The organism is Lentiprolixibacter aurantiacus (assembly GCF_026241225.1).
Classification (GTDB): domain Bacteria; phylum Bacteroidota; class Bacteroidia; order Flavobacteriales; family Flavobacteriaceae; genus Lentiprolixibacter; species Lentiprolixibacter aurantiacus.
In genome coordinates, this window is sequence record NZ_JAPFQP010000004.1 from 255,850 (window position 1) to 282,244 (window position 26,395).

The 26,395-nt window shown below is 45.1% G+C and carries 24 protein-coding genes; 18 read left to right on the forward strand and 6 right to left on the reverse strand.

The genetic code is table 11. The features are described from left to right. The first annotated feature begins 46 nt into the window (after positions 1-46). From OO016_RS12485 to OO016_RS12495, 3 genes are read left to right on the forward strand one after another with little or no spacing between them, the layout of a single operon-like run. On the forward strand, positions 47-1,063 hold the full coding sequence (locus tag OO016_RS12485) for a DHH family phosphoesterase (protein ID WP_266014535.1): 1,017 nt from the start codon (positions 47-49) through the stop codon (positions 1,061-1,063). After that, positions 1,060-1,608: a gliding motility-associated peptidyl-prolyl isomerase GldI gene (gene gldI, locus OO016_RS12490; RefSeq protein WP_266014538.1), complete on the forward strand. Its 549-nt coding sequence runs from the start codon at positions 1,060-1,062 to the stop codon at positions 1,606-1,608. Before OO016_RS12485 ends, gldI begins: the two co-directional genes overlap by 4 nt. Before the next feature lie 4 nt (positions 1,609-1,612). Then, entirely contained in the window at positions 1,613-2,731 is a 1,119-nt protein-coding gene (locus OO016_RS12495; RefSeq protein WP_266014542.1) for a peptidylprolyl isomerase, read from the forward strand. Positions 2,732-2,764: 33 nt separating this feature from the next. Here the strand turns inward: OO016_RS12495 and OO016_RS12500 are convergent, their stop codons facing one another. Next, positions 2,765-4,228 (reverse strand): aminoacyl-histidine dipeptidase, encoded by a 1,464-nt coding sequence (locus OO016_RS12500; RefSeq protein ID WP_266014545.1) that lies wholly within the window; start codon positions 4,226-4,228, stop codon positions 2,765-2,767. A gap of 71 nt (positions 4,229-4,299) precedes the next feature. Between OO016_RS12500 and OO016_RS12505 the strand changes: the two genes are divergently transcribed. From OO016_RS12505 to OO016_RS12565, 13 genes are all read left to right on the forward strand, one after another. After that, positions 4,300-5,376: a DUF3810 domain-containing protein gene (locus tag OO016_RS12505; RefSeq protein WP_266014548.1), complete on the forward strand. Its 1,077-nt coding sequence runs from the start codon at positions 4,300-4,302 to the stop codon at positions 5,374-5,376. 37 nt (positions 5,377-5,413) lie between these two features. Continuing rightward, a complete protein-coding gene (locus OO016_RS12510; RefSeq protein WP_266014551.1) occupies positions 5,414-6,226 on the forward strand; it encodes a TrmH family RNA methyltransferase in 813 nt (270 codons plus the stop codon). A 25-nt stretch (positions 6,227-6,251) separates the two neighbouring features. After that, the gene (locus tag OO016_RS12515) at positions 6,252-7,484 is read left to right on the forward strand and encodes a M48 family metallopeptidase (RefSeq protein ID WP_266014554.1); all 1,233 of its coding nucleotides are present in this window, start codon (positions 6,252-6,254) and stop codon (positions 7,482-7,484) included. A 41-nt stretch (positions 7,485-7,525) separates the two neighbouring features. Continuing rightward, complete coding sequence (locus tag OO016_RS12520; RefSeq protein WP_266014557.1) at positions 7,526-9,733, forward strand: RelA/SpoT family protein; 2,208 nt, start codon at positions 7,526-7,528, stop codon at positions 9,731-9,733. 90 nt (positions 9,734-9,823) lie between these two features. Continuing rightward, complete coding sequence (locus OO016_RS12525) at positions 9,824-10,285, forward strand: Fur family transcriptional regulator (RefSeq protein WP_266014560.1); 462 nt, start codon at positions 9,824-9,826, stop codon at positions 10,283-10,285. 6 nt (positions 10,286-10,291) lie between these two features. Beyond that, on the forward strand, positions 10,292-11,563 hold the full coding sequence (locus tag OO016_RS12530) for an adenylosuccinate synthase (protein ID WP_266014562.1): 1,272 nt from the start codon (positions 10,292-10,294) through the stop codon (positions 11,561-11,563). Between the two features lie 98 nt (positions 11,564-11,661). Then, the gene (locus OO016_RS12535; protein WP_266014565.1) at positions 11,662-13,350 is read left to right on the forward strand and encodes an OstA-like protein; all 1,689 of its coding nucleotides are present in this window, start codon (positions 11,662-11,664) and stop codon (positions 13,348-13,350) included. Between the two features lie 5 nt (positions 13,351-13,355). Further along, a complete protein-coding gene (locus tag OO016_RS12540) occupies positions 13,356-14,549 on the forward strand; it encodes an aspartate aminotransferase family protein (RefSeq protein WP_266015501.1) in 1,194 nt (397 codons plus the stop codon). A gap of 88 nt (positions 14,550-14,637) precedes the next feature. Next, positions 14,638-16,038, forward strand: a complete 1,401-nt coding sequence (locus OO016_RS12545) for a tetratricopeptide repeat protein (protein WP_266014568.1) — start codon at positions 14,638-14,640, stop codon at positions 16,036-16,038. A 26-nt stretch (positions 16,039-16,064) separates the two neighbouring features. Continuing rightward, complete coding sequence (locus tag OO016_RS12550) at positions 16,065-16,982, forward strand: polyprenyl-phosphate transporter (protein WP_266014571.1); 918 nt, start codon at positions 16,065-16,067, stop codon at positions 16,980-16,982. Between the two features lie 10 nt (positions 16,983-16,992). Continuing rightward, the gene (locus OO016_RS12555) at positions 16,993-18,012 is read left to right on the forward strand and encodes a DUF368 domain-containing protein (RefSeq protein WP_266014574.1); all 1,020 of its coding nucleotides are present in this window, start codon (positions 16,993-16,995) and stop codon (positions 18,010-18,012) included. Further along, a complete protein-coding gene (locus OO016_RS12560; RefSeq protein ID WP_266014577.1) occupies positions 17,984-18,736 on the forward strand; it encodes a shikimate dehydrogenase family protein in 753 nt (250 codons plus the stop codon). The genes OO016_RS12555 and OO016_RS12560 overlap by 29 nt, the downstream gene beginning before the upstream one ends. 131 nt (positions 18,737-18,867) lie before the next feature. Beyond that, positions 18,868-20,853, forward strand: coding sequence for a DUF349 domain-containing protein (locus OO016_RS12565; protein WP_266014580.1), 1,986 nt, complete (start codon positions 18,868-18,870; stop codon positions 20,851-20,853). A gap of 10 nt (positions 20,854-20,863) precedes the next feature. Here the strand turns inward: OO016_RS12565 and OO016_RS12570 are convergent, their stop codons facing one another. Together OO016_RS12570 and OO016_RS12575 are read right to left on the reverse strand one after the other, a co-directional pair. Beyond that, complete coding sequence (locus OO016_RS12570) at positions 20,864-21,097, reverse strand: hypothetical protein (protein WP_266014582.1); 234 nt, start codon at positions 21,095-21,097, stop codon at positions 20,864-20,866. A 195-nt stretch (positions 21,098-21,292) separates the two neighbouring features. Further along, positions 21,293-21,970 (reverse strand): peptidoglycan DD-metalloendopeptidase family protein, encoded by a 678-nt coding sequence (locus OO016_RS12575; RefSeq protein WP_266014585.1) that lies wholly within the window; start codon positions 21,968-21,970, stop codon positions 21,293-21,295. Between the two features lie 109 nt (positions 21,971-22,079). On the opposite strand from OO016_RS12575, the gene msrA reads away from it, so the two are divergent. Then, positions 22,080-22,775 (forward strand): peptide-methionine (S)-S-oxide reductase MsrA, encoded by a 696-nt coding sequence (gene msrA / locus OO016_RS12580; RefSeq protein ID WP_266014589.1) that lies wholly within the window; start codon positions 22,080-22,082, stop codon positions 22,773-22,775. Positions 22,776-22,838: 63 nt separating this feature from the next. Here msrA and OO016_RS12585 read toward each other — a convergent pair whose 3' ends face one another. From OO016_RS12585 to OO016_RS12595, 3 genes are read right to left on the reverse strand one after another with little or no spacing between them, the layout of a single operon-like run. Further along, positions 22,839-24,296 carry a hypothetical protein gene (locus tag OO016_RS12585; protein ID WP_266014591.1) on the reverse strand — a complete coding sequence of 486 codons (1,458 nt, stop codon included), beginning with the start codon at positions 24,294-24,296 and terminating at the stop codon, positions 22,839-22,841. Then, entirely contained in the window at positions 24,268-24,852 is a 585-nt protein-coding gene (locus tag OO016_RS12590) for a hypothetical protein (protein ID WP_266014594.1), read from the reverse strand. The genes OO016_RS12585 and OO016_RS12590 overlap by 29 nt, the downstream gene beginning before the upstream one ends. Continuing rightward, positions 24,836-25,378 (reverse strand): RNA polymerase sigma factor, encoded by a 543-nt coding sequence (locus OO016_RS12595; protein ID WP_266015504.1) that lies wholly within the window; start codon positions 25,376-25,378, stop codon positions 24,836-24,838. Before OO016_RS12595 ends, OO016_RS12590 begins: the two co-directional genes overlap by 17 nt. Positions 25,379-25,485: 107 nt before the next feature. Here OO016_RS12595 and OO016_RS12600 point away from each other — a divergent pair, with 107 nt between their 5' ends. Further along, complete coding sequence (locus OO016_RS12600) at positions 25,486-26,388, forward strand: aldose epimerase family protein (RefSeq protein ID WP_266014597.1); 903 nt, start codon at positions 25,486-25,488, stop codon at positions 26,386-26,388. Positions 26,389-26,395: the final 7 nt, after the last annotated feature.

Below are 26,395 nucleotides of genomic sequence, written 5' to 3' on the forward strand. Positions count from 1 at the left end.
AGCTTATATCACTACCCCTATATTATTAAATTGTATCTTTGAGCGCATGAATTTGACGCAGGCTCAATCCGTTCAGCAGCTTCTTTCCAGACCACAAAAAATAGCTATTGTTCCCCATAAAAATCCAGATGGAGACGCCATCGGCTCTTCCCTTGGGCTATGCCATTATTTGCAGTTAAAGGGCCATGAGGCAAGGGTAATAGTTCCCAATGACTTCCCTAAATTCCTCAAATGGATTCCAGGAACCCAGGAAATCCTGATTTACGAATGGGATCAGTCTAATGCTGAAAAAGTAATCCTGGAAGCTACAGTTGTCTTCACCCTGGATTTCAATGACCTAAGCAGGAGTGGTGCGGTGGAAAAATCACTTCAAAAGGTATCTGCTCCAATAGTGATGATAGATCATCACCAGGCACCTCATGACTATGCCAGCATTACCTATTCCGATGTCAGCATGAGCTCCACTGCCGAAATGGTTTACAATTTTATTGAGGCTCTCGGGGATAGGGAAATAATAAATGCAGACATCGCTAACTGCCTGTACGCGGGCATTCTTACGGATACCGGATCATTTAAATTCGCATCAACCACCAGCAGGACCCATCGCGTGGTAGCCGACCTTATCGATAAAGGTGCCAGCAACAGTGAAATCCACAACCGGATATTCGACACCAACACCCCGGACAGACTGCATCTGCTGGGTTGTGCACTCAATAATATGGTCATTCTTCCCGAATATAACACGGCATATATAACCCTGAGCCAGGATGAACTGGATGCTAACCATTTTCGCAAGGGTGATACCGAGGGCTTTGTGAACTACGGTCTAACGCTTGAAAACATTCGCTTTGCTGTAATCTTTATTGAAAACCGGGATGAAGGCATTATCAAGATTTCTTTCCGATCGGAAGGTGAATTTTCGGTAAATGAGTTCGCGCGGGCTCATTTTCAGGGTGGAGGGCATACCAATGCTGCAGGAGGTAAGAGTGAATTGAGCATGGAAGAGACTACAAGTCGTTTTGTTGCGTTATTGGACCAGTATAAATCTGAATTAGCAAAATGAAAAAGCTGCTTTTATTAGTTCCCCTGCTGGGTATGGTTGCCTGTGGACAACCGGAACCACGGAAACCCATCAAAGCTTCGGGGAATAGTTTTTTAAAAGAATCTGCTGCCCGAAGCAAAAAATTACTGGAAAGGGAAGAAGGGCTGATCCGAACCATAATCGCGGCAGACACTACCCATGTGTACAACACCTCAGGGGAGGGTTCCTGGTATTTTTACCTGGACCAAAATGAGTCGGGACTGCTCGCCGAACCGGACGACCTGGTTACCCTTACCTACGATATTGTCAGCCTTGAAAATGACACAATATACTCCCAACAGGAGATCGGAATTATTCAATATAAAGTAGATAAGCAGGAGCTTTTCCCTGGCCTGAGAAACAGTGTAAAGTTGCTGAGGGAAAATGAAAGGGCAACCTTTCTGTTCACCTCACCCATGGCTTTTGGTTACCCTGGCGACAAGGAACGCATTGGGACTAATGTCCCCATAAAATCTACCATTCAAATTCTCAAAGTAGAAAAACAATCAGAAAATAACGAAGAGTAAACCTATGAAAAAGTTAAGCAACGTAATGGGGCTGTTTGCCCTGATACTAATCGCAATCGGATGTAAAAGCAGCCAGTACCCCGAACTTGGAGACGGCCTTTTTGCGGACATCCAGACCAACAAGGGCAATATCATCCTGAAACTTGAACATGAAAAAACACCAGTAACGGTGGCTAATTTTGTTTCCCTGGCAGAGGGCAACAATCCTTTTGTCAGTGAAAACTACAAAGACAAGAAATTTTTCGACGGGGTTATCTTTCATCGCGTTATCAAAGACTTCATGATACAGGGTGGCGACCCTACCGCCACCGGGAGTGGCAACCCGGGCTACCGCTTCAGGAATGAAATCGTGGACTCCCTACGTCACAGCCGCAAGGGTATTCTATCAATGGCCAATTCCGGAGGGGAGAAGACTAATGGCAGCCAGTTTTTCATTACACATAAAGAAACCCCATGGCTGGATGGTAAGCACACCGTATTTGGAGAGGTAGTACAGGGGCTGGATGTAGTAGATTCCATTGCCAATGTGGAAGTTGGGGATGGAAACAGGCCTGTGTCTGATGTAACCATGAATGCTGTTGTAATTGTCCGCAATGGTAAAGAGGCTCGCAAGTTCGATGCTGTTCAGGTCATGACGGACTATTTTGCAGAGGAAGAAGCCAGAGAGGCAGCCATGAAAAAAAGGATAGCGGATTTTGTATCCGAAACAACGGCCCAGAAGGAAGCTGCCGAGGCGTTGCCCTCAGGTTTGAAGATTCACGTACTGAAAAAAGGATCTGGAGAAAAGCCAAATGTTGGGCAACAAGTACTGGTGAATTATGCGGGATGGCTTAGCGATGGTACACTTTTCGACACAAGTGTTGCTGAGGTTGCCGAGCAGTTTGGAAAATTTGATCAGATCAACCGTATGCACCGGGGAGACTTTTCTCCCTCTCCAATGGATTACAGCCCTGATTCCCGCCTGATCGCGGGCTTCAAAGAAGGGTTGTTAACCATGAAAGTGGGTGATAAAGTACGATTATTCATCCCCTCCTACCTGGGATATGGTCCTCAGGGGGGCGGACCAATACCTCCCAATGCAGATCTCATTTTTGATCTTGAGATCATTGATATGGCAGAATAAAGAGAAGGCCGGCCTTTAACCCGGCCTTCTTTTTTATCCCTTTTCAGGAATATGTAGCAATATCTCCTGTAAAAACTTCCAGAATTTCTGTACTGACGGGATGCTTACCCTTTCATCCGGGGAATGAGCCCCTAATATAGTAGGGCCAAAACTAATCATATCCATTTCCGGATAGTGTTGGCCTAAAATCCCGCATTCCAGTCCTGCATGGCATGCCACTACTTTGGGTTTGGATTTAAAAAGGACTTCATAGCGCTGTTTAAGCACTTCCAGTATTTCAGAATCGGGGTTTGGACTCCAACCGGGGTAACTGCCGCTGAAGGAAACCTCATAACCCGCAAGTGCAAATGAACTCTTTAGCGCCATGGCCAGGTCCATTTTGGATGATTCCACAGCTGAACGTGTCAGGCAACCTATTTTCAATTTCCCGTCCTGTACAGTGACATTGGCAATATTGTTGGAAGTTTCAACCAGGTCGGCAATGGCCGGACTCATGCGATACACCCCGTTATGCGCTGCATAAACGGCTTTTACCAGAAGCCCAAAGGCCTCTTGCTCCATAACTTTTTCGGGCAAACTGGTTTGTTCTAGCGCAATCACGAGGTCGGGTTCGGGGAGCATCAGCTCACTTTTGATAGCAGCTGTCCATTCCTTAAAATGGTTCCTGAATTCCCCTTCCTCTGTTTTATCAATAACTACAATAGCTGTGCTCTCCCGGGGGATTGCATTGCGCAATCCGCCTCCATTGATTTCAGCCAATTGTACATTAAAATTATACAAAGCGTTGGACAACAACCTGTTCATAATTTTATTGGCATTGCCCAATCCCTTGTGGATATCCATACCACTATGACCACCATTCAAACCCCTGACCTTTATGCTATAGGCAACGCCTCCCTCTGCTACAGGATTTTCGGAGTAAGCAGCCCGGGCAGTAATGTCTATACCTCCGGCACATCCTATATCAATTTCATCATCTTCCTCGGTATCCAAGTTGAGCAGGATTTCACCTTTCAGCACTCCCGGCTGTAATCCTTTTGCACCGGTCATTCCGGTTTCTTCATCAATCGTAAAAAGTGCCTCAAGCGGAGGGTGTGGAATACTGTCAGCCTGCAATAAACTCATAATAGCGGCAACACCCATACCGTTATCCGCACCCAGGGTGGTGCCCTTAGCCCTGACCCAGTCGCCATCAACTTCCATTACAATCCCCTCACTGTCAAAATCGAACTTAGTGTCCGTGTTTTTCTGATGAACCATGTCCAAATGAGATTGCAGGGTTACCACTTTACGATTCTCCATTCCGCTGGTAGCGGGTTTCCTGATAATCACATTTCCAACTTCATCCCTGAAAGTTTCCAAACCAAGGCCCTGGCCAAAATCCATCATAAAGGCAATTACCCGTTCTTCTTTCTTGGATGGCCTGGGTACTGCATTGAGGTCGGAAAAGTTATTCCAGACAGCTTGTGGAGCAAGCTTTCTAACGACTGTGTTCATACTGTAAATTTTAGTCCAAAAATAAGGCATGGAAGATAACCAAGCGAGAGATTTCCCTAATTTTGAAGTCTATGAAGAACCGATGGATAAATGGCATTGCCCTTTCGCTTATACCTCAGGTTATTTTAGTGAGGGTCCTGGCCCTTTTCCCGGAATGGATAGAGCAGTATTACAGTCTGGGGATATTCCCGGTGATCTCCGGGTTTTTCAGAACCTTGCTGGGATGGATACCCTTTTCTGTAGGCGACATCCTCTACACCCTGTTCTTTGTACTTGCAATCCGCTACCTATACAGCTCATGGACTATCTACAAAGGCAGGCCTGTAATTTTATTAAGAGACATTGCAATGGTTCTTGCGGTAGTTCATTTTACGTTCTACTTTTCCTGGGGATTGAATTATTTCCGACAGCCCCTCCATCAATACCTCAAACTGGAAAAAACTTATGAGGTTAAGGACCTTTATGCGATATCCCTGCAATTGGTAGGTGCCACTAATAGTCTACAGGAACAGATCACAGATTCAGACAGTATCCCTGTTTCCTTCCCATTTTCAAAATCCGAAGTATTTGATATGACCCTGGCGGGATATGATGCACTTCAGCAAGAATACCCGGCTCTTGGATATTCCCGTCCAAGCGTGAAGCGATCCCTGTTGAGCATTGGCCTTTCTTATATGGGTTATGGGGGATACCTTAACCCCTTTACACATGAGGCCCAGGTAAATGGCAAGCTGCCTAAATTCAGGTACCCCGTGGTTGCGGGACATGAAATTGGTCACCAGCTGGGTTATTCGGCAGAAAATGAAGTAAGTTTTATTGGTTACCTCGCAACGCTTAGGAACAAGAATATTTATTTCCAGTATTCTGCCTATGCCTACGCCCTTGGTTATTGCCTCCGCGATCTGAGACTCAGGGATAAAGAGGCATGGGAAGAGCTAAGGTTGCAAATCAACCCAGGGGTGAAAGCGAATTACCAGGAGGTAACCGATTTCTGGAAGCAGTACGAAAACCCTTTAGAACCCATTTTTAAATCGGCATTCAACACCTTCTTAAAAGCCAACAAACAAAAAAAGGGGATTAAAAGCTACAATCAGGTAGTTTCCCTTATTGTCAACTATCATTTGGATAATCCTGTCATGGCCAACTAAAAGGCCAAATGGGTAAGTATTTCCTATTTTTGCTTCTATGCGCCAGGGAAAACATATCTCCAGTCTTCAAAACCCGTTAGTCCGCCAGATACTGCAGCTCAAGGAGAAAAAAAGGGGCAGGGATAAAACCGGTCTTTTTATTCTGGAAGGGCAAAGGGAACTGCAACTGGCCCTGAGAGGAGGGTATGAAATCACAAAAGTCTTTTTCTGTGCTGATATTATTTCGCTTGAGGAATTGGCTAACCTGTTCCCTTCGGTAGCCGCCGATATAGAAGCCATAGAATTATCCCGCGAGGTCTATAGGCGCGTAGCTTACCGGGAAAAGACCGAAGGTATGCTGGCTCTTGCCAAAGCCAAATCGCATAAATTGCAGGACTTGGAATTCCATCGCAGGAATCCCCTTATACTTATTGCGCAGTCACCGGAAAAACCTGGGAATCTCGGGGCCCTCTTACGCACTGCAGATGCAGCTGACCTGGATGCGGTAATTCTGGCCGATCCCAAAAGTGACCTCTACAATCCGAATATCATACGTTCCAGTGTAGGCTGCCTCTTTACCGTAAATATTGCGGTGGATAGTAGTGATGAAGTACTTCAGTTTTTAAAAGAGAAGGAAATTTCATTGTACTCGGCCGCCCTAACGGCCAGTCAACTGTACAGCGAGCTGGATTATACCGGACCAGTAGCCATTGCGGTAGGCACGGAAGCCACAGGCCTGACCGATCGATGGATCAGTGAGTCTGATGCCAGCGTCATCATACCCATGAAGGGACAGATAGACTCCATGAACCTGTCGGTATCCGCAGCAATACTTATCTTTGAGGCCCTCAGGCAGCGAAATTTCGATTAGCTGCCAAATAAGACCAGTAACCCATATGAATACATCTGTACTCTTCTATGTAATCATCGGCATTTTGCTGTTGCAATTTGCCATTGAAACTGTACTCGACCTGTTGAATGCCCGGAAATTCAAAGACCCGGTTCCGGAAGAGCTCAGGGATGTGTTTGAGCAGGATGAGTATCGCAGATCACAGGAATACAAGCAGGCCAATTTCAAGTTTGGTTTGATTTCCGGTATCGTTTCCCTGGGGGTTACCATTGCATTTTTGATTTTCGGAGGTTTTGATTGGATCGACACCCTGGCCAGGGGTATTACAGAGCATCCTATAGGGCTTGCCCTGTTGTTTTTTGGCATGATCTTTATCGGAAGTGATATTATAAGCACGCCATTTGCCTACTACCAGACCTTTGTGATTGAAGAAAAATTTGGTTTCAACAAGACCACCAGAAAGCTATTCATTACCGATAAGCTCAAAGGATGGCTCATGGGGGCATTACTGGGCGGGGGCATGCTGGCCATTGTTATCTGGTTCTTTACCAAAGTGGGATCCGATTTCTGGATCTACGCATGGGTTGTGATAACCGTATTTACCGTATTTATCAACCTTTTCTACACCAGGTTGATCGTACCCCTCTTCAATAAACAAACCCCTCTTGAAGATGGTTCCCTGCGAGACAAGATCCAGTCATATGCGAGAAAAGTAGGCTTTGAATTGCAGCACATTTTTGTAATAGACGGTTCCAAGCGCTCTACAAAAGCCAACGCTTATTTCTCAGGTTTTGGAAAGACCAAGCGCATTACCTTGTACGATACATTGATAGAGGACCTGGAAGAGGATGAGATTGTGTCTGTGCTTGCTCACGAGGTAGGCCATTACAAAAAGCAGCATATTATTTACAACCTGCTGGCCTCCATACTGATAACCGGGCTAACCCTGTTTATTCTTTCCCTGTTTATCAACAATCCCGAGGTATCTGCTGCCATTGGAGTAGAGACCCCGAGTTTTCATGCGGCCCTGATTGGTTTTGGCTTGCTGTATAGCCCCATTTCCCAGATTACCGGTCTTCTGATGAACCTCCTTTCCCGTAAATTCGAATACCAGGCCGATGATTTTGCCAAAAGCACCTTTGCTCCCCAACCCCTGATCTCCTCCCTGAAAAAGCTATCGGGAAAAAGCCTTAGCAACCTCACGCCCCATCCGGCCTATGTCTTCATGCACTACTCCCACCCAACCCTGCAAGACCGCATACGTAATCTAAGGGCATGATTTTTGTTGGTTACTACAAAAGTTTGTGGTAATTTTAATTTATGCGGACGGAGACACTGATAGAGAAGGAAAACAGGGAAATTGCCAAACAATACAAGGAACTGCTGCGCATTAGCTACCAGACACTTAGCGCAGCAGATAAGCGACTTATACGCTCTGCTTTCGATGTCGCCGTAGATGCGCACAAAGACCAGCGAAGGCGTTCGGGAGAAGCCTATATTTTCCACCCCATTGCCGTAGCCAAGATAGTGGCCTCGGAAATTGGCCTGGATGCCATTTCAATTGCCTCCGCCCTGCTTCATGATGTTGTGGAAGATACCGAGTACACCCTGGACGATATAGAACGTATGTTCGGGGAAACAGTGGCGCGTATCGTTGATGGACTAACCAAGATTGCCCACTTAAAAAAAGACCGGAATATTTCCCAGCAGGCCGAAAACTTCAGGAAGATGCTGTTAACCCTGCATGACGACGTAAGGGTAATTATCATCAAAATAGCAGATCGGTATCACAACATGCTTACCATGGATGCTATGCCGGAGCACAAGCAGGTTAAGATGGCATCTGAAACGCTTTACATCTACGCCCCCCTGGCTCATAGGATAGGCCTGTATAATATCAAGACAGAACTGGAAGACCTTAGCTTGAAATATACCGAGCCCGATGTATACAACGACATTGCGGAGCGTATTGAGCAAACCAAGGAAGAACAACAAAAATACATTGAGGATTTCTCCAAGGTGATCAAAAAGTCTCTGGACAAGGAAAAGCTGGATTACACCATCAAAGGTCGCATGAAATCCATCTATTCCATCCGAAAGAAGATGATTACCCAGAATGTGAGCTACGATGAGATCTACGACAAATTTGCCATTCGGATCATCTATCAGTCGGATCCCGAAAACGAGAAGTTCCTGGCCTGGAAAATCTACTCCATAGTAACGGACCACTTCACCCCTAACCCTGTGAGGTTACGCGACTGGATTTCTTCTCCAAAATCTACGGGTTATGAAGCGCTCCATATCACCGTAATGGGACCGGAAGGCAAGTGGGTGGAAGTGCAGATCAGAAGTGAGCGCATGCATGAAATAGCCGAAAAAGGCTACGCCGCACACTTTAAGTACAAACACGGCGAACAAAAAGAACTGGGAATAGAGGAATGGCTGAACCGCCTGCAGGAGGCCCTGGAGAACTCCAATGGAAGTGCTGTTGATTTTGTGGAGGAGTTCAAATTAAACTTATATGCAAAAGAGATATTCGTATTTACGCCCAAAGGAGAACTGAAATCACTTCCCAAAGGGGCCACACCTCTTGATTTTTCATTCCACATCCATACGGAAGTAGGTATGAGGACGCGCGGTGCCAAGGTTAACGGCAAACTGGTACCGCTGAATACCGAACTTAAAAGCGGAGATCAGGTTGAAATCATCACCTCCGAAACAGCCAAACCCAATCAGAACTGGCTGGATTACGCCACTACCGCAAGGGCTATTTCAAAGATCCGCTCCTCACTTAAGGAAGAGCAAAAGCTAATTGCAGAAGAAGGCAAGGAAATACTGCGCAGGAAACTGAAATCACAAAAGGTCAGCCTCAATGAGGACGTGGTAAATAAGATGGTGTCTTATTTTAAATTAAAGACAAGCCTGGACCTGTTTTACCGTGTGGGTGTGGGCTCCATTGACAACCAGAAAATAAAGGATTTTGCTTCTTCCTACAACAACGCCTTTATCAGTTTCTTCAAAAACAAGATCAGGAAGAAACCGCTTCCGGAAGACATCAATCGTGAAGAAATTACGGCCAAATACGACATGCTTGTATTTGGGAGGGATGAGGAAAAGCTCGAATACAAGCTTTCCAAATGCTGCAATCCAATCCCCGGAGACACTGTTTTTGGCTTTATTAGCGTAAACGAAGGCATTAAAGTTCATAAGAAAGACTGCCCCAATGCCATTGCTCTGCAATCCAATTACGCATACAGAATCATTTCGGCCAAATGGATAGATTCCTCACAGGAGGAGTTCACTTCGGAAATAAAACTTACAGGAATAGACAACATGGGATTAGTGAATCAGATCACCGAGATCATTTCAGATAACATGCATGTGAATATGAAAAACCTCAATTTTAATGCAGATGGGGGAACCTTTACGGGCAAGATTACTCTGGTGGTCAAGAACAACGCTATACTGAAAAAACTCATCAATAATCTCAAGCAGATAAACGGTATTGACAAAGTGGTTCGCATTTGATGGGTTAACTCTGTTTATAAGTAACCAGGCAGAGGCAAGAGAATTTTATTTTTAACCGTACCTTTGCGGTTTGGACAGCAACATAGGGCTATGGACACTAAAAACGATCAGGAAATAGTAAAACAGGTGTTTACGGCTTACCTCGAGGAGAATGGGCAACGCAAAACACCAGAGCGTTACGCCATTTTACAGGAGATCTACGACAGTGATGACCATTTTGATATTGAGTCCCTCTACATCAAAATGAAGAATAAGAACTATCGTGTAAGCAGAGCCACCCTCTACAATACCATTGAACTTCTTCTGGAATGCAAACTGGTTCGAAAACATCAGTTTGGGAAGAATCAGGCACAGTACGAGAAATCCTATTTCGACAGGCAACACGATCACGTTATCCTTACCGATACCGGAGAAGTTGTGGAGTTCTGCGATCCCCGGATCGAGTCTATCAAAAAAACCATAGAAGAAGTGTTCGATATTGAAATCAATAATCACTCGCTCTATTTTTACGGTACCCGAAAAAAAGCTAATCAAGAACCAACAAACCAATAAAACCACATGGCAGTAGATTTACTGTTGGGCCTCCAGTGGGGGGACGAAGGCAAAGGAAAAATTGTTGACGTATTAACCAATAACTACGATATCATAGCCCGGTTTCAGGGAGGGCCAAATGCAGGGCATACCCTTGAATTTGACGGTATCAAACACGTGCTTCACACCATACCTTCCGGAATTTTCCATGAGAATGCCATAAATGTAGTGGGAAACGGCGTAGTAATAGATCCGGTGATATTCAAAAAAGAACTGGATAACCTTGCCCAGTTCAACATAGACATACAGGCAAAGCTCCTTATATCGAGGAAAGCGCACCTTATATTGCCTACTCACAGGCTCCTGGATGCTGCTTCGGAAGCCTCCAAGGGAAAGGCCAAGATAGGCTCCACCCTCAAAGGAATTGGACCCACCTATATGGACAAGACAGGCAGGAATGGCCTTCGTGTTGGCGATCTTGAGCTGGATACCTGGAAATCTAAATACAGGGCACTGGCAGATAAGCATGAGGCTATGATCGGGTTTTACAATGTGGATATCCAGTACAACCTGGAAGAACTGGAAGAGGAGTTCTTTGATGCGATCAAAACACTTAAATCCCTTCATTTTATAGACAGTGAAGAATACCTTCACAACGCTATGCAGGATGGAAAGAAGATCCTCGCGGAGGGAGCACAGGGTTCCATGCTCGATATTGATTTTGGCACCTACCCCTATGTTACCTCCTCCAATACAACTGCTGCGGGAGCCTGTACCGGACTTGGTGTAGCTCCGGGACGGATTGGAAATGTCATCGGCATCTTTAAAGCCTATGCTACCAGAGTGGGTAGCGGCCCGTTCCCAACGGAGTTATTCGATGAAGACGGAGCAACCATGGGACGAGTAGGCAATGAATTTGGGGCTACCACGGGAAGGCCCCGCAGATGTGGCTGGCTGGACCTGGTAGCTTTAAAATATGCTGTGCAGATCAATGGGGTGACCGAATTGATGATGATGAAAGCCGATGTTCTAAGCGGGTTCAAACAAATAAAAGTGTGTACCGCATACAAATACCAGGGTAAGGAAATAGAACATCTTCCTTTCAATATCGAAGAAGAAAATGTACGGCCTGTATATACTACTCTGCCAGGATGGAAGAAAGACCTCACGGGCCTGACCTCATCCGGTGAACTTCCGGAGACACTGAATGAATACATTGCCTTTCTCGAAGAGAAGCTGGAGGTGCCAATCAAAATAGTATCGGTTGGACCAGACCGATTGCAGACCATTTACCGGTAAATACCGGTCCCCGTCCGGGATAGCAATAGCATATACGGTATTAAATCTATCTTAACGAACAGAACCCTCCTGTAAAAAATCCTATTTTTGGACAAATTATGAGCGGTTTGAAGCACTGTTTTATCATTATAGTTTTCCTGATACCACTTGCTTTGTCTTACGGGCAGGATGTTCCTGAAAAGGGCAGGGAAATCAATATTGTCTACGGGGCCAACTTCACCAAGGATGAAGCCAGGTATCCCGGAGCCTCAATCTTCAGCAAGGATACAAGGCAGGTTCAGTTTGAACACGAAGGGGCCGACCTCTGGTGCGATGTAGCTATATTTTACCAAAAGGAAAACCGCTTGCGGGCCATTGGAAACATCCGCATGAAACAGGGAGATTCGGTGCAAATGGTAGCCAAAAAGCTGGATTATGACGGCAACACCAAGCTGGCAAAGGCCCGTGAAAATGTGGTGCTAAGGAATGCCCAGATGAGACTAACTACCGATACACTTTACTTTAATCGTGAAGCCCAGCAGGCCTATTACAATACGGGCGGGAAAGTGGTTGATTCCGCAAATACCCTGACCAGCAGGATAGGCCGGTATTTTATGGATATAAAGAAATACCAGTTCCAGGATAGCGTCTTTATCAGGAATCCCGAATATACAGTAGAATCAGAGCGGCTTGATTACTACACCAATTCCAGGAATGTCTACATGTACGGTCCGTCTACCATAACCGGTGAGACCTATAAAATGTACAGCGAGCGTGGTTTTTACAACACCACAATTGAAAGGGGATATGGGGTAAAAAATACACGTATTGATTACAACAACCGCATTATCGAAGGAGACAGTGTATATTTTGACAAGGGAACAGAATTTGCCTCGGCCACCAATAACATTGTGGTTACGGACACACTAAACAAAGGGGTGATACGTGCCCATTACGCTGAAGTTTTTAAGGCCAGAGATTCCGTTTTTGCAACCAAGCGCCCTGTTGCGATAAACCTGGTAGAGCAGGATTCAGTTTATATCCACGGGGACACCCTGATGGTAACCGGCAAACCAGAAGAACGCATTTTACGGGCTTTTCGCAATGCCAAGTTCTTCAAAACAGACCTGAGCGGAAAGTGCGATTCCATACATTACACCCAGGCAGACGGGGTCACCCAGCTCATAAAGAACCCCATTCTATGGAATCTGGAAAACCAGATGACCGGAGACAGCATACACCTCATCTCCAACAAGGAGACCAACAAATTGGATTCCCTCAAGGTGATGAATAATGCCTTTGTCATTTCACTGGACAGTATCAGCAAGAAAGGCTATAACCAGGCCAAAGGAAAGGACCTGTTTGGAAAATTTGAAGAAAATGCCCTGCGAACGGTAGACCTGGTTAAAAACACGGAGGTTATTTATTATATGTACAACGATGCGCAGGAACTCATCGGTATCAACAAGACCATCTGCAGCGCCATCAGGATGACCCTGGCGAACAACGACATTGAGGAAATAACCTTTTTCACAAACCCGGACGGAGACATCTTCCCCGAAAGCGAATTACCGGAAAACAGCAGGAAGTTAAGGGGCTTTATCTGGCGGGGCGACGAAAGGATCCGGACCAAGGACGACATTTTTGATGAAGACGACCGGAACCTGGTACTTCCCGTTATCCAGGGAGTTAATAATCCTATAGATACGGAAAGTGAGGAAGAACTGCCGGAGGACCCTTCCCGAACCTCAGAAGGTCCGGTTAAGGCAATCCCCACATCAGACCCAAAGAATGAAAGGGAGCAATGAAGGACATGAAAGACGATTTCCTTGCTTATCAGGCCCAAACCACGTCCCATCCCCTTGGTTTGCAAATAGCCCATGCAAAAGGCAGCTATATCTACGACACTAATGGAGGTGCTCATCTTGATTTTGTTGCCGGCGTATCGGCAAACAGCCTGGGGCATTGCCATCCGAAAGTAGTACAGGCCATACAGGAACAGGCAGAGACTTACCTGCACGTAATGGTTTACGGGGAGTATGTGCTTGCACCGGCAGTGGACCTCTGTAAAGCACTGGCGGATCATCTGCCTCCCCAACTGGAAACCACCTATCTGGTAAATTCCGGTACTGAAGCCATGGAAGGGGCCCTTAAACTGGCAAGAAGGTTCACAGGTAGATCTGAAATCATCGCCGCCCACAATGCCTATCACGGCAATACCATGGGGAGCCTCAGCCTTATGGATTACGAAGAACGCAAAGGACCTTTCAGACCCTTAATTCCTGATGTGAGGCATATTACGTTCAATAAGTTGGAAGAGCTGGAGAAAATCACCGTAAAAACTGCGGCCGTTGTACTGGAAACCATCCAGGGCGGAGCGGGGTTTATTCTTCCTAAAGGAGACTACCTGCAAAAGGTACGGAAAAAGTGCAATGAGGTTGGAGCACTCCTTATTTTGGATGAAATACAACCAGGGTTTGGCAGAACAGGCTCTTTATTTGCCTTTGAACAATACCATTGCGTTCCGGATATTCTGGTCATGGGAAAAGGCATGGCCTCGGGATTGCCTATTGGGGCATTTAGTGCTTCCAGCAAAATGATGAGTTCCCTGAGTGAACAACCGAAATTGGGCCATATCACCACTTTTGGGGGAAATCCGGTTATTGCCGCCGCGGCACTGGCAACGTTGAAAGAAATTACCTCCGGAAACCTCATAGGAGCAACGCTGACCAAGGAAAAACAGTTTCGCAAGCGCCTGAAACACCCTTTGATCAACGAAATAAGGGGTAAAGGCCTAATGCTTGCCCTGCTCTTTGATAATGCCGATACCGCCAATGAACTAGTGCTCCGTGCCGCAGCCAATGGCCTTATCTTGTTTTGGTTGCTATTCGAACCAAGGGCTGTCAGAATCAGTCCGCCCCTCACCATTTCCGCTCAAGAAATTGATGAGGGCTGCGATATTATACTGCAAGCGCTGAACGAAATAGCTGACCGGGTTGTTAACTAAATTGTTGATAATAAAGGTGAGAATTAAAAAAAAGCATGTTTGCAAAAGGCATATATTTAAATCCATAGTATAACCAAGTCCGTTCTCTATGGCGTTAGTCCCTGACGAAAGACCAAGCTCATCCATACTGAAATTCGAATCCATGCTCAAGACCAATGACGTCTATTTCTTTGACGCAGAGGACTTTGAGGAAATCATCCACCACTATCTTAACAACGGCAAAATAACACTTGCCAAGAAGGCCATCAAGATCGGCCTGCAACAACACCCTGCAGCAATACACCTGAAACTCCTTGATGTGGAAGTACTGGTATTTGAAAATCGCTTCCAGAAAGCTGAAATAATACTGGACGAACTGCAGCGACTGGATAGCGCAAACGAGGAAATCTACATACAACGCGCCAATATATATTCCAAAAAGGACAACCATGAGGCAGCGGTTGAATTGTTGAAGAAGGCGCTTACCCTTTCCCACGGAAGCCTGGATGTCTATTCTCTGCTGGGTATGGAATACCTGTTTATGGACGATTATGAAAAAGCCCGGGAAAATTTCATGATCTGCGTGGAACACGACCCGGAGGATTATGCCTCTTTGTATAATGTGGTCTACTGTTTCGAATTCATGGAAGAACACGATGGGGCAATCAATTATCTCAATGATTACCTGGAGCGAAGCCCATATTGTCAGGTGGCCTGGCACCAGCTCGGAAAACAGTATTTTGAAAAGGGCATGTACAAAGAGGCCCTGGCCGCTTTTGACTTTGCTATTATTGCCGACGACAACTTCGTAGGGGCCTATTTTGAAAAGGGGAAAGTGCTCGAAAAAATGGGTGAGTATGAAAAAGCTATTGAAAACTACGAGACCACAATTTCCATTGAGGATCCTACTTCACACGCATATCTGAGAATGGGAAAGTGCCATGAGCGCCTTAAAAATGACGATATGGCCAAATATTATTACTATCAGACGGTCCATGAGGATCCGCTTCTGGACAAAGGATGGCTGGCTATTACGGACTATTATTTCCGTAAGGGAGACTATGAAAAAGCGCTCTTTTACATGAACAAGGCCATCAATATTGACGGGCAGAATCCCCAGTACTGGAAAAAATGCGCTCGCATACATGCGGCCCTTAAAAAGTATGACGAGGCCGATTTTTCCTATCGTCAGGCTGTAGAACTGGGGAATTACGAACTTGATACCTGGTTGAACTGGTCAGAAGTGGTGGCGCAAAACAACGATATTGAAAGCGCTATACAGATACTGATACAGGGACTGGAATTCTATCCGGAAAAGGCGGAAATGCTATACAAAATGACCGGCCTCTACCTTATGGCCCAGGATCCTGTAAAGGCCCAATACCGATTTGTTAAGGCCCTGAAGATGGATATTGACAAACTGCATTATTTTGAAGTGGAATTCCCTTCTTTCTACAATTCCGACTGGGCACAGAATATCATACTGAATATTAAAAAGGCATCTCAATAAAAAAGGTACTTTTGTATCCTGATTAGATGAGAGACCGCAACCTTTTCCAGTATTTAGTACTCACCCTAAAAGGGATGGCCATGGGAGCTGCCGATGTTGTTCCTGGGGTATCTGGAGGTACAATAGCTTTTATTTCAGGTATTTACGAGGAGTTAATCTCGTCTATCAGTAACATTGGGCCACAGCTTTTCACGGTACTCAGAAAGGAAGGTATCAAAGTCACGTGGAAGGCACTCAATGGGAATTTCCTCCTGGCTGTATTCCTGGGAATCGCCATTAGTGTTGTTTCCCTGGCAAAACTGATCAGCTGGCTTCTGGTGAACCAGCCTGTTTTACTCTGGTCGTTTTTTTTCGGGCTGGTATTTGCGAGCGTATTTTTCGTTGCCAGGGAAATCAAACGATGGAATATTGCCGTTATAATGATATTTGTGCTGGGCGCAGTCCTTGCTTATTTCATTACCGGCCTCCCGCCTTCGGAAAATACAGGAAGCTTGCCTTACCTGTTTCTTTCAGGTGCATTGGCCGTTTGCGCCATGATACTTCCTGGCATATCCGGAGCTTTTATTCTGGTATTGCTGGGGAGTTACAAAACCATTCTGGATGCAGTGCACGAAAGGGACCTCATTATTATTGCCACAGTTGGTACGGGGGCAGTCTTTGGTTTGCTTAGCTTTGCCAGGCTCCTCAAATGGATGTTTGGGCATTATAAAAATATCACCCTCGCTTTATTAACCGGTTTTATCCTCGGTTCCCTAAATAAAATATGGCCGTGGAAGGAAGTCATTTCCACTCGTGAATACGGAGATAAAGTAATCCCCGTGATCGAAAAAAATGTTTGGCCATGGGCTTTTGAAGGAAATAACCAATTAGAATGGGCTGTTTTACTTAGCATCCTTGGTTTTTGCCTTATTTTTGTGCTCGAAAGATTGGCATCAAAGCAATAAGCTAAACCCCATGTACGACTCAAGGACACTTCTGGACAAAATCTTTTTGGTCATCAAAGGCCTTGGCATGGGTGCAGCCAATAAAGTTCCTGGTGTTTCCGGGGGGATTGTAGCCTTTGTTGCCGGATTTTACGAGGAGTTTATCTACTCCCTGCAAAAAATCAACTGGAAGGCCCTTAAACTGCTTTTCAACGGAAGATTCCGGAGTTTCTACCGCTATGTAAATGGCTCATTCCTCTCCCTGCTAATTTTCGGGATGCTGGTGAGCTACTTCAGCATCTCCAAACTCCTGGATTATTTTCTGGAAACAAAGGAATTATACGTCTGGTCTTCTTTCTTTGGGATGATTATAGGTTCTATATACTACATTGCCAAAGACTTCGAACACTGGAATAAAAGGACGCTAACCATGGGTATCCTCGGCCTGATACTGGGAATTTCCATTAGTTTCCTCAATCCGGCCCGGGAGAACGACAACCTCGTTTTTATATTTATTTGTGGTGTTATCAGCGTTTCAGGAATGACCCTGCCGGGATTGTCCGGTTCCTTTATCCTGATACTTCTGGGCAATTATGTGCTTTTACTGGTCGATTCCGTTAACGCATTATACGATACCATAGCTGAAGTTGTGCAGGGTGATTTCAGTTTTATAGACAATACGGCCCGTTTAGATACGCTGTTGATTTTAGCCGTTTTTACCGCGGGGTCGGCAATCGGACTTGTAACCCTTTCCCATATCCTGGGATACGTACTTAAACACTTCAAACATATCACCACAGCAGTAATCATTGGGTTCATCACCGGTTCCCTTGGTGTGGTATGGCCCTGGAAAAGCACCATTTTCCTCCTCGATAACACCGGAAATGCGGTCCTGGACTCCAACGGGGACAAGATTATAATAAATTACGAACGCTATTGGCCCAGCATCTCAGACTCGGAAACCTGGTGGGCTATGGCTTTTGTGTTGCTTGGGGTGATAATCCTGATCGCACTGGAATGGTATGGAAAAAACAGAAGGTCCAAAGCGTAAATTCGGTCTTATAGGCAAGAATATTGACTATTCGTTTTCCCGCGGATATTTCAGGGAAAAGTTCCTGAAACTAGGCCTGGAAAATTACCGCTATGATAACTATGAACTGGATGATATTAGCCAGTTCACCGAAGTGCTTGAAAAAAACCCCCACCTCGCTGGTCTTAATGTTACCATTCCCTACAAGGAAACAATTATCCCTTACCTGGATTCGCTGGACCCGGTTGCAAGGGATATTGGGGCCGTAAATACCGTGAAAAAAACCCCCGAAGGTCTGATAGGTTACAATACAGATGCATTCGGTTTTGAACAGGCCTTGTTGCCGTTTTTAAAAGCAAACCATAAAAAGGCCCTTATTCTGGGAACGGGGGGAGCTTCCAAGGCAGTAGCTTATGTGCTTGATAAACTTCGAATAGACTACTTGTTTGTTTCCAGGAGAGCGGGAGCTAACCAGCTTGCCTATAGCGACATGGACCAGGAAACAATGGCCACTTACCATATGATCATCAATTGTACCCCTTTGGGTACATGGCCGGATGTAGAGGCAAAGCCCATGATCCCTTATGCTGTGCTTAATCCGCATTACTTGCTATTCGACCTTATTTACAACCCGGAAAAAACCGCTTTTCTGGAAGAAGGGGAAAAAAGGGGTGCAACGATCTCGAATGGACTTAAAATGCTGGAATTACAGGCAGACAGGGCCTGGGAGATCTGGAATAGTTAAAGCTCTGTTTATTGATGGTCCTTTCCTATGCTGAATCGTACTACCCTCTGATAAAAGAACCGGGAATAACTTTTGCGTTTCAATGTGTTGTTCTTATCTTAGATAGGCGAGTGAACTATTGACCCCATCGTATGTCGGAAGAAAAGAAACAGGAACAGCAGGAAAAAGCAGAAGAAAAAGCTGCATCTCCCGTTGAAGAAAAAGTGACCAAGGTTGAGGAAGAGACCGTGGCAACGGCTGCCTCAATCAAGGATGATTCAGCAGATCTGGATGAGAGTTCCGAAAAGGAGGCGGTAGACGAAATTGAGGAATCCAATGCTGAAGATGCCGAAGATGAGGGACACCAAAGGAGGCACCATATACCCATGCTGGACTACCACAGCATGTCTATGGAAAACCTGGTGGGTGAGCTCCAGCGACTGATCAGAAATGAGAAGATACAGGCCATCAAGCGCCATGCTGATGCAATCAAGCAGGAATTTGATGAGAAATTCAAGGAGTTCCTGGAACAGAAAAAAGAGGAATTTGTCAGTAAAGGGGGTAACGAAATTGATTTTAAATACAATTCGGTTACCAAACGACAGTTCAACGAAGTTTACAACGAATATCGGGATAAGCGCAGCCAGTACTACCGAAACCTGGAAGAAAGCCTGAAAGCCAACCTGGAAAAGAGACTGGCCCTGATTGAAGAACTGAAAGGTCTTGTTAATGTTGAGGAAGACATCAATACTACCTATAAGAATTTCAAGCAGATACAGGAGCAATGGCGAAATGCAGGTCCGGTTCCCAGGGCAAACTACAATGATGTTTGGCGCACTTACCACCACCATATGGAGATCTTCTATGATTTCCTGCACCTTAACAGGGAATTAAGGGACCTTGACTTCAAACACAACCTCGAAGAAAAACTTAAGATCATTGAAAAGGCAGAAGCGCTGGCAGAATCAAGGGATATCGGCAAGGCGTTTCGAGAGCTCCAGATCTTGCATAAAATCTGGAAAGAAGATATAGGCCCGGTAGCCAAGGAACAACGGGAGGAAATCTGGGAGCGCTTTAGCAATGCAACAAAAGCCCTTCACCTTAAAAGGCAGGAGTTTCTGAAGGACCAGGAAAAATACCTGGAGGAAAACCTGAAAGCCAAGAAGGAAATCATAGCCAAAATCCGCGGAGTTTTAGAAAATGCAGCAGCCAGTCACAAGGAAATACAGAAACAGATACGGGAAATTGAACAGTTAAGAGAGGCTTTTTTCAAGGCCGGGAAAGTCCCCCAAAAGGTTAATGAGCAAACCTGGACCGAATTTAAAACTGCAGTCAGGGAATTCAACCGCAAGAAAAACACCTTCTACAAAGGGCTGAAAAAGGAACAGCAGGATAACCTGGAAAAGAAACGTGCGCTTCTGGAACTTGCCAATTCACTGAAAGACAGTGAAGATTGGGATACAGCGACTTCTGAGATGAAGCGCATACAGAAGGAATGGAAGACCATTGGGCATGTTCCCAGGAAGTTTTCCGATAAAATCTGGAAAGAATTTAAAGGTGCCTGCAACCATTATTTTAACAGGCTTCACGCTTTGCAAGATAAGGCACAGGCCAAAGAGGTGGAAAACCTCGAAAAAAAGGCCGCAATCCTGGATGAAATCAAGGAATACCAATTAAGCGGGAAGCAGGACAAGGACCTGAAAAAGCTTAAGGGCTATATTTCGGCCTGGAAAGCTATAGGCAATGTTCCGCATAATCGCAAACACATCAACACCAAATTCAACAAGATCCTGGATGCTTTATTGAAAAAGGCAGGAGTAGATAAGCAGGAGGCCGAACTTCTTAAATACGGCAATAAAATTCAGGAATTGGCCGCAGGAGAGGACGAACGCGCAATTTTGAAAGAAAGGGCATTTATAAAGAAAAAAATAGACGAAAGCAAGAGTGAAATACGCCAACTGGAAAATAACCTGCAGTTTTTTGCCCATGTTCCCGAAGACAACCCCGTAGTAAAGGATGTTATTCAAAATATTGATCGGCATAAGGATTCACTTAACACCTGGAAGGCTAAGCTGAAAAAGCTAAACATAATGGAACATTCTCTGCATAAGGAGGAAACAAGTTCGGAAGAGGAATAAATTTAATGGATTAAGCCAGCTTAGATCGGTTACGTCTGGTAGAAAAAGACAAAGCCTTCTTTACTTTAGAATTAGCCCTTCTGTACAAACGAGCTACTTTCTCTTCTTTATTAACAGTAGTCTGCTCAGTAAAAGTAACGATAGCCATCTCGATTGTTTCTACCTTAACCTCAGCAGCTTTATCCTGAGCCTGGGCGGCAACTCCGATGGTAAGAACAAAAATTAAAGTTATAAGCGTTTTCATGACTTGCGTTTTTTTCTATTAAAAAAACGCGGCAAACGCTATCCTGACCCCATGCAATTCGTCGAAGAGCCCTTATTTTTCGGTATTTGACAAAAAGCCGGATTAAGTGCAGAAAAACCTCGATGAACGTAACAACACCCCAAAACCACTAATCGGAAATAGTGGTCGATAATCGGCTTTTTATGAGGTAGAAAATCAGATTCCAAGTAAAAAACAAGGGTCCGGACAATTGTTTTGGTAGTAGTCCAGTTCATCAACCGAGCAAACGCCAGGGTAATCGCCCTGATAAGAACCTATATCCCAAATAAGCTGAAAATGAAGATGAGGGGCATAATTCACATTGATGTCAGCTGTTCCCAGGGAGCCGATTACTTCACCGGCCTTTAGAGCCTGTCCGGGATTTAAGTTTTCCAGGGTTTCAAGAGATAAATGTCCGTACAGGCTATACAAGATGGCGTCCTCCTCTTCATGTTGCAGGATTACTGTAGGTCCATAATCTCCACGAGTGTTATTATTTCGCAAACTATGCACTTTACCGGCGAGTGGCGCAACAACTTTTGTACCTGCTTTTGCCCAGAAGTCCACCCCCAGGTGGATATTCCGGGGGTTACCCCCATGGGTAAAGGCAGGTTTGTCTGCATAGAGGTTACGCTTCTCCAAATAACCTCCATATGCCACAGTAGCGCCGTTATCCGCTAAAAGTTGATCCATATAAGCCTCACAGGCTACAGGATCTGTAAGATCTACCCTCTTTAAGGCCCAATTAGCCGTTGAAAGGTCTATCCTGCAATAGTCGGATATCGGGATTGCCGGATCCAGTATACTAACCGGTTTCCCGGGATTGGGCAGTGTTTTGGACACAAGCTGCTTCATAAACCTGCAAGATAGGAAAGACTACTAATTAACCCCGTTAGCCGCTCAAATTAACAATGCTTTAACCTGAACTGTAAAAGGTAATACAGAATTTTGAAAAAAAGAGTATATGAAACGGTTAGGAAAATGGATTATCCCGGTTCTGGCCTTGTTTATCACAGCCAGTTGCCAGTCTAAGAACAAGAGCAAAAAATCCCAGGAAACACAAAAAAAGACCGAAAAGGTGGAACCTGATACCAAACTTTCACCCCAGGACCTGGAAAAGTATGAAACGGCCTATTTTGCAAGTGGTTGTTTCTGGTGTGTGGAGGTAATCTTTGAAAACGTCAAAGGGGTGGCCGAGGTAATATCCGGATATGCCGGAGGTACCGAAGAAAATCCAACCTATGAACAGGTAAGCTACGGAAAAACTTCGCATGCAGAGGCCGTGGAAGTCTACTACGATCCAAAAGTTATAAGTTTTACAGAATTGGTGCAGGTCTTTTTTGGAAGCCATGACCCTACCACGCTTAACCGGCAGGGGCCGGACAGGGGTCCGCAATACCGTTCTATAGCATTTTATAAAAACGACTCGGAGAAGAAGGTTATAGAGGCTTATATTAAGGCTCTGACCGACAATAGGGTATACGACAGGCCTATTGTTACAGAGGTTATGCCCTTCACAATCTTTTATAAGGCAGAAGAGTACCACCAGGATTACGAAAGGAGAAACCCGGACAATCCTTACATCAGGAATATTTCAATTCCCAGGTACAATCGATTCAAGAAAAATTTTGCGGAGTATCTGAAAGAAAATACCCATTAGGCAGATTAGCCAAGTTGGGAAAGAATGAGGTTAAGACAACTGGAACGATTGGGAATTGCAGTTTTATTGCCTTAAAACCACATCACTGTAGCGTGAATCTACCTTGATAGCATTTCCTGAATTCCCCCCGGTGTATATGACCTTTTTACCTTCCGACTGCTTATCGAGCGCGAGTGATTCAGCCACGGACATATCAGTTGCTACACCTTCAAGCCGAAATTTGAAAGGGCCCTGAGGCAACACACATACCAATTCACCATTCTCAACTGAAATATCCAGCTCCTTAAAATTCTGGTTCACGGCATTGATTTTCAGTACCCCGAGGTTGTTTTTCAACATTCCAGTCTCAAGCAAACGGTCTATGGTAACCTCAGATGAAGTAGACACCAGGTTAAGGTGTTGCACATCCCTTAAGGCGACGCCTTCTGAAAACTGTGTTTTGAGTTTGCCGTAATTCCAGCGATCAACCTCAACAGGCGAATAGGAAGCCAAAATATTGGTTTCATCACCGTCTATGGTTGAAGCAAGCAACCTTGAGTAGGACAAGGTTGCTTGCATGTTTTTAGTGTTATCAGCCAGTTTCACTTCCCCATGCCGAACATTCATATCCAGCTTGGTAGACTTAGGCATTTTGATTTTTATTGACTTCTTTACCTTAAAGCTTTTGTTTTCTCCCTCAGAAGAACGAAAGAAGATTGTGGGAGCATCTCCGGAAATAATGACGTTTTTCCTCGCTTCACTTTGTTCCTCCATTAGCTTTCTTTTTTCCTCCATAACCTTTCTCCGTTCTTCCTGGGCTTTCCTCCGGACTTCTTCCCTCTCCTTCATGATCTCTTCGCGCTCTTTCATCCTCTCTTCCCTTTCTGCGGTACGTTCTTCCATCTGAGCAGCCTTTTCCTCCATGCGTTTTGCAAATGTCTCGCCCCACTCTTCCCATTTCTTTTCGTACTTCTCATCGAAATTCTTGCTAAATTCCATAGCCCATTTCTCAATGTACTTCTCTCCTTCTTCCTTGTACTTCTCATAATCGAAGTCTTTGAACTTCATGGGAGGCATTGGAGGCATAGGTGGCATTTCGGCTATTTCAGGGAGTTCAGGAATTTCCAGTTCCATGAAGAAAGGCTCCAGGTCCGGAATTTCAGGGATATCAATCACTATATTTTCCAAATCGGCCAGATGCCCGTTCAGGGTCCTGAACTGCCACGCTCTGCTTCCTGAAGTAGATATTTCAATGCGCTCACTGTTTCCGAGGATCTTGATTCCGTTTTCTTCAAAGTAAGCCGCAGCTTCTTCCTCACTGGCCCCTTCCAGCTCAATACTGGCTTCAATCACAACCTCATTCCTGTTCCAGGTATCGAATTCGATATCTGCATGGGAGGTGTTTATGGCCAGGACGGAATTGTCCTCAACCTTGAAAGTTTCCTTGTATTCTTTGCGTTGTGTTTGCCCATAAGCTCCCATGGCAAGGAGAACGAAGGCAAGCAAAAATGATTTACGCCTGAATTGTTGATAGTTGTTCATTTTTTGATGATTTAATTTGATTTAACTTCTCTTTTAACTTCTGTAATAACTCCAGCCTGAGCTGCAGATTTTTTATCAGGGCCGATATGGTCTGGTCATTTGGCCCGAAAGTGTTTAGTTCTTTATTTAATTGCTGGTATTCCCGGTTCAATTCTGCCAGTTGCTCCATGTAGCTATCCACCAGCTCCTTATTATCGGGAGAAACCTCCAGTTTAGATAATTCCAGGTTAATGCTGGCCAGGTAATAGTTTTCCACTTTTTCCAGATCAGGAGACAAATCCCCAAGGGAAATGGTACCCTTGTCATCTTCCTTTTCGGCATCTACTACTACCTCCTCTGCAGGAATTGGATTGTCCTGAGAAGTAAACAAAAATGCACCCACAGATATTAATACCAGCACGGTGGCGGCTATACTCAGAACCCACACTCTGGAAGTGCGCTGAGAGGGTGGCATCTCGCGATCCAGCCTTTCCATAAATCGGTCTTCATGCCCCTCTTTCAGCTGGAATTTCTTATCCCGTTCGGTCTCAAACAATTTCCTAAGATCCTGTTCCATGACTTTTGTTTTTTAATAGTTTTCTTAAATGACCCTTGCCCCTCAATAGCCTGGTCCTGCTTGCCGTAGGCGTTAATCCCAGGATCTGGGCAATCTCCTCATGATCGTACCCTTCCACCAGGTAGAGTTGCAGTACATACCTGTACTTATCCGGAAGTTGCTCCATGGTTTGCCTCACCTCTTCAACTGAGATAGAAGGTGCAACTGACCAGCTCTCATCTTCCACAACCTGCATCTGATAATCTTTTAGCTCCACGTGGTCCAGCCTCTTTGCTTTCAGGAAATCGATACACTTATTGATCACTATCCGCTTTAACCAGGCTCCAAATGTAACTTCACCGCCGTACTGATGTATTTTCTGAAATGCCTTGATAAAAGCCTCCTGCAAAACGTCCTCCGCATCATCTGCGTTATTGAGAAATCGCATAGCCACACAATACATACCATCACAGTATTGTTTATATAGCTTTAGCTGCGCTTTTCGGTCGTTTTTCCTGCAGCGTTCTACCAGGTCTATTTGAAACATCAGGTTGGTGGCCAAAGATTACTTTGTTGTTGCTATCCTTAAGGACGAGTTGAAAATTCAGGTGTTGCAAAATTTCCTGTATTTTTAAAAAAAAGATGCAACAGCCTTTGGAACAAGTTAGTATAAAAAACGATTACCTTTCCCTGAAAGTCCTGAATTACGGGGCTCGCATACAGGAACTGCTCTTTCGCGACAAAAGTGGAAACTGGCAAAATACAGTAGTAGGATTTGAAGATCCTGAGGAATATTTGCATGATGCCATATCCCTGGGAGCCTGTGTGGGCCGATTTGCCGGAAGGATCTCATCCGGGGGTTTTACATTAGACGACGTTTTTTATCCCTTGTATAATGAAAAAGGCGTGCATCTCCATGGCGGAAAGGAAGGATTTGCCCGTAAATTCTGGGAAATAAGAGAAGTACATGAAGGGGAAGACCCCTTTGTTAAACTGGCTTATACCAGTCCACACCTGGAAGAAGGGTATCCTGGCAGGCTTCAGGTTCTGGTAACCTATCAGCTCATAAAGGGAAACCTGAGAATCTCCCATGAGGCTATTACGGACCGGAATACCGTTGTGAACCTTACCAACCATTCCTATTTTAAAATGGATGAAGAACCGAACATATCCCATTATCTGTTGCAACTAGGGTGCAGGCAATACCTGGAGACACATAGCAACCTGTTACCTACAGAGAAATTACTGGATGTCTACGGGACAGCCTTTGATTTCCAGCAAAGCAGAGCCATAGGGGAAACTCGTTTTGACACCCCTCTGGTGCTTCATACGGACTTTGCCGGCAGTGTCTACTCCCCCGTCTCCGGGATTCGTATGCGGGTTACTACCAATCAGCCGGCAGTAGTGGTCTATACCCCGCCTTCTTTTGCCGGGATTTGTTTTGAAACCCAGAATTATCCTGACGCCCCCAATATATCAACCTTTCCATCAAGCCTGTTAAAAGCCGGTGAAAGCTATCTCAATCAATCCGTTTTTACCTTCGATTTACTACCTTAGGATAGAA

Coding starts and splice junctions, on each gene's coding strand:
- gldI (WP_266014538.1), top strand. CDS start 1,060: ATGAAAAAGCTGCTTTTATTAGTTCCCCTGCTGGGTATGGTTGCCTGT.
- OO016_RS12565 (WP_266014580.1), top strand. CDS start 18,868: ATGTCGGAAGAAAAGAAACAGGAACAGCAGGAAAAAGCAGAAGAAAAA.
- OO016_RS12495 (WP_266014542.1), top strand. CDS start 1,613: ATGAAAAAGTTAAGCAACGTAATGGGGCTGTTTGCCCTGATACTAATC.
- OO016_RS12510 (WP_266014551.1), top strand. CDS start 5,414: ATGCGCCAGGGAAAACATATCTCCAGTCTTCAAAACCCGTTAGTCCGC.
- OO016_RS12540 (WP_266015501.1), top strand. CDS start 13,356: ATGAAAGACGATTTCCTTGCTTATCAGGCCCAAACCACGTCCCATCCC.
- OO016_RS12560 (WP_266014577.1), top strand. CDS start 17,984: ATGGAAAAAACAGAAGGTCCAAAGCGTAAATTCGGTCTTATAGGCAAG.
- OO016_RS12550 (WP_266014571.1), top strand. CDS start 16,065: ATGAGAGACCGCAACCTTTTCCAGTATTTAGTACTCACCCTAAAAGGG.
- OO016_RS12595 (WP_266015504.1), bottom strand. CDS start 25,378: ATGTTTCAAATAGACCTGGTAGAACGCTGCAGGAAAAACGACCGAAAA.
- OO016_RS12505 (WP_266014548.1), top strand. CDS start 4,300: ATGAAGAACCGATGGATAAATGGCATTGCCCTTTCGCTTATACCTCAG.
- OO016_RS12570 (WP_266014582.1), bottom strand. CDS start 21,097: ATGAAAACGCTTATAACTTTAATTTTTGTTCTTACCATCGGAGTTGCC.
- OO016_RS12525 (WP_266014560.1), top strand. CDS start 9,824: ATGGACACTAAAAACGATCAGGAAATAGTAAAACAGGTGTTTACGGCT.
- OO016_RS12530 (WP_266014562.1), top strand. CDS start 10,292: ATGGCAGTAGATTTACTGTTGGGCCTCCAGTGGGGGGACGAAGGCAAA.
- OO016_RS12535 (WP_266014565.1), top strand. CDS start 11,662: ATGAGCGGTTTGAAGCACTGTTTTATCATTATAGTTTTCCTGATACCA.
- OO016_RS12585 (WP_266014591.1), bottom strand. CDS start 24,296: ATGAACAACTATCAACAATTCAGGCGTAAATCATTTTTGCTTGCCTTC.
- OO016_RS12485 (WP_266014535.1), top strand. CDS start 47: ATGAATTTGACGCAGGCTCAATCCGTTCAGCAGCTTCTTTCCAGACCA.
- OO016_RS12590 (WP_266014594.1), bottom strand. CDS start 24,852: ATGGAACAGGATCTTAGGAAATTGTTTGAGACCGAACGGGATAAGAAA.
- msrA (WP_266014589.1), top strand. CDS start 22,080: ATGAAACGGTTAGGAAAATGGATTATCCCGGTTCTGGCCTTGTTTATC.
- OO016_RS12575 (WP_266014585.1), bottom strand. CDS start 21,970: ATGAAGCAGCTTGTGTCCAAAACACTGCCCAATCCCGGGAAACCGGTT.
- OO016_RS12515 (WP_266014554.1), top strand. CDS start 6,252: ATGAATACATCTGTACTCTTCTATGTAATCATCGGCATTTTGCTGTTG.
- OO016_RS12520 (WP_266014557.1), top strand. CDS start 7,526: ATGCGGACGGAGACACTGATAGAGAAGGAAAACAGGGAAATTGCCAAA.
- OO016_RS12500 (WP_266014545.1), bottom strand. CDS start 4,228: ATGAACACAGTCGTTAGAAAGCTTGCTCCACAAGCTGTCTGGAATAAC.
- OO016_RS12545 (WP_266014568.1), top strand. CDS start 14,638: ATGGCGTTAGTCCCTGACGAAAGACCAAGCTCATCCATACTGAAATTC.
- OO016_RS12555 (WP_266014574.1), top strand. CDS start 16,993: ATGTACGACTCAAGGACACTTCTGGACAAAATCTTTTTGGTCATCAAA.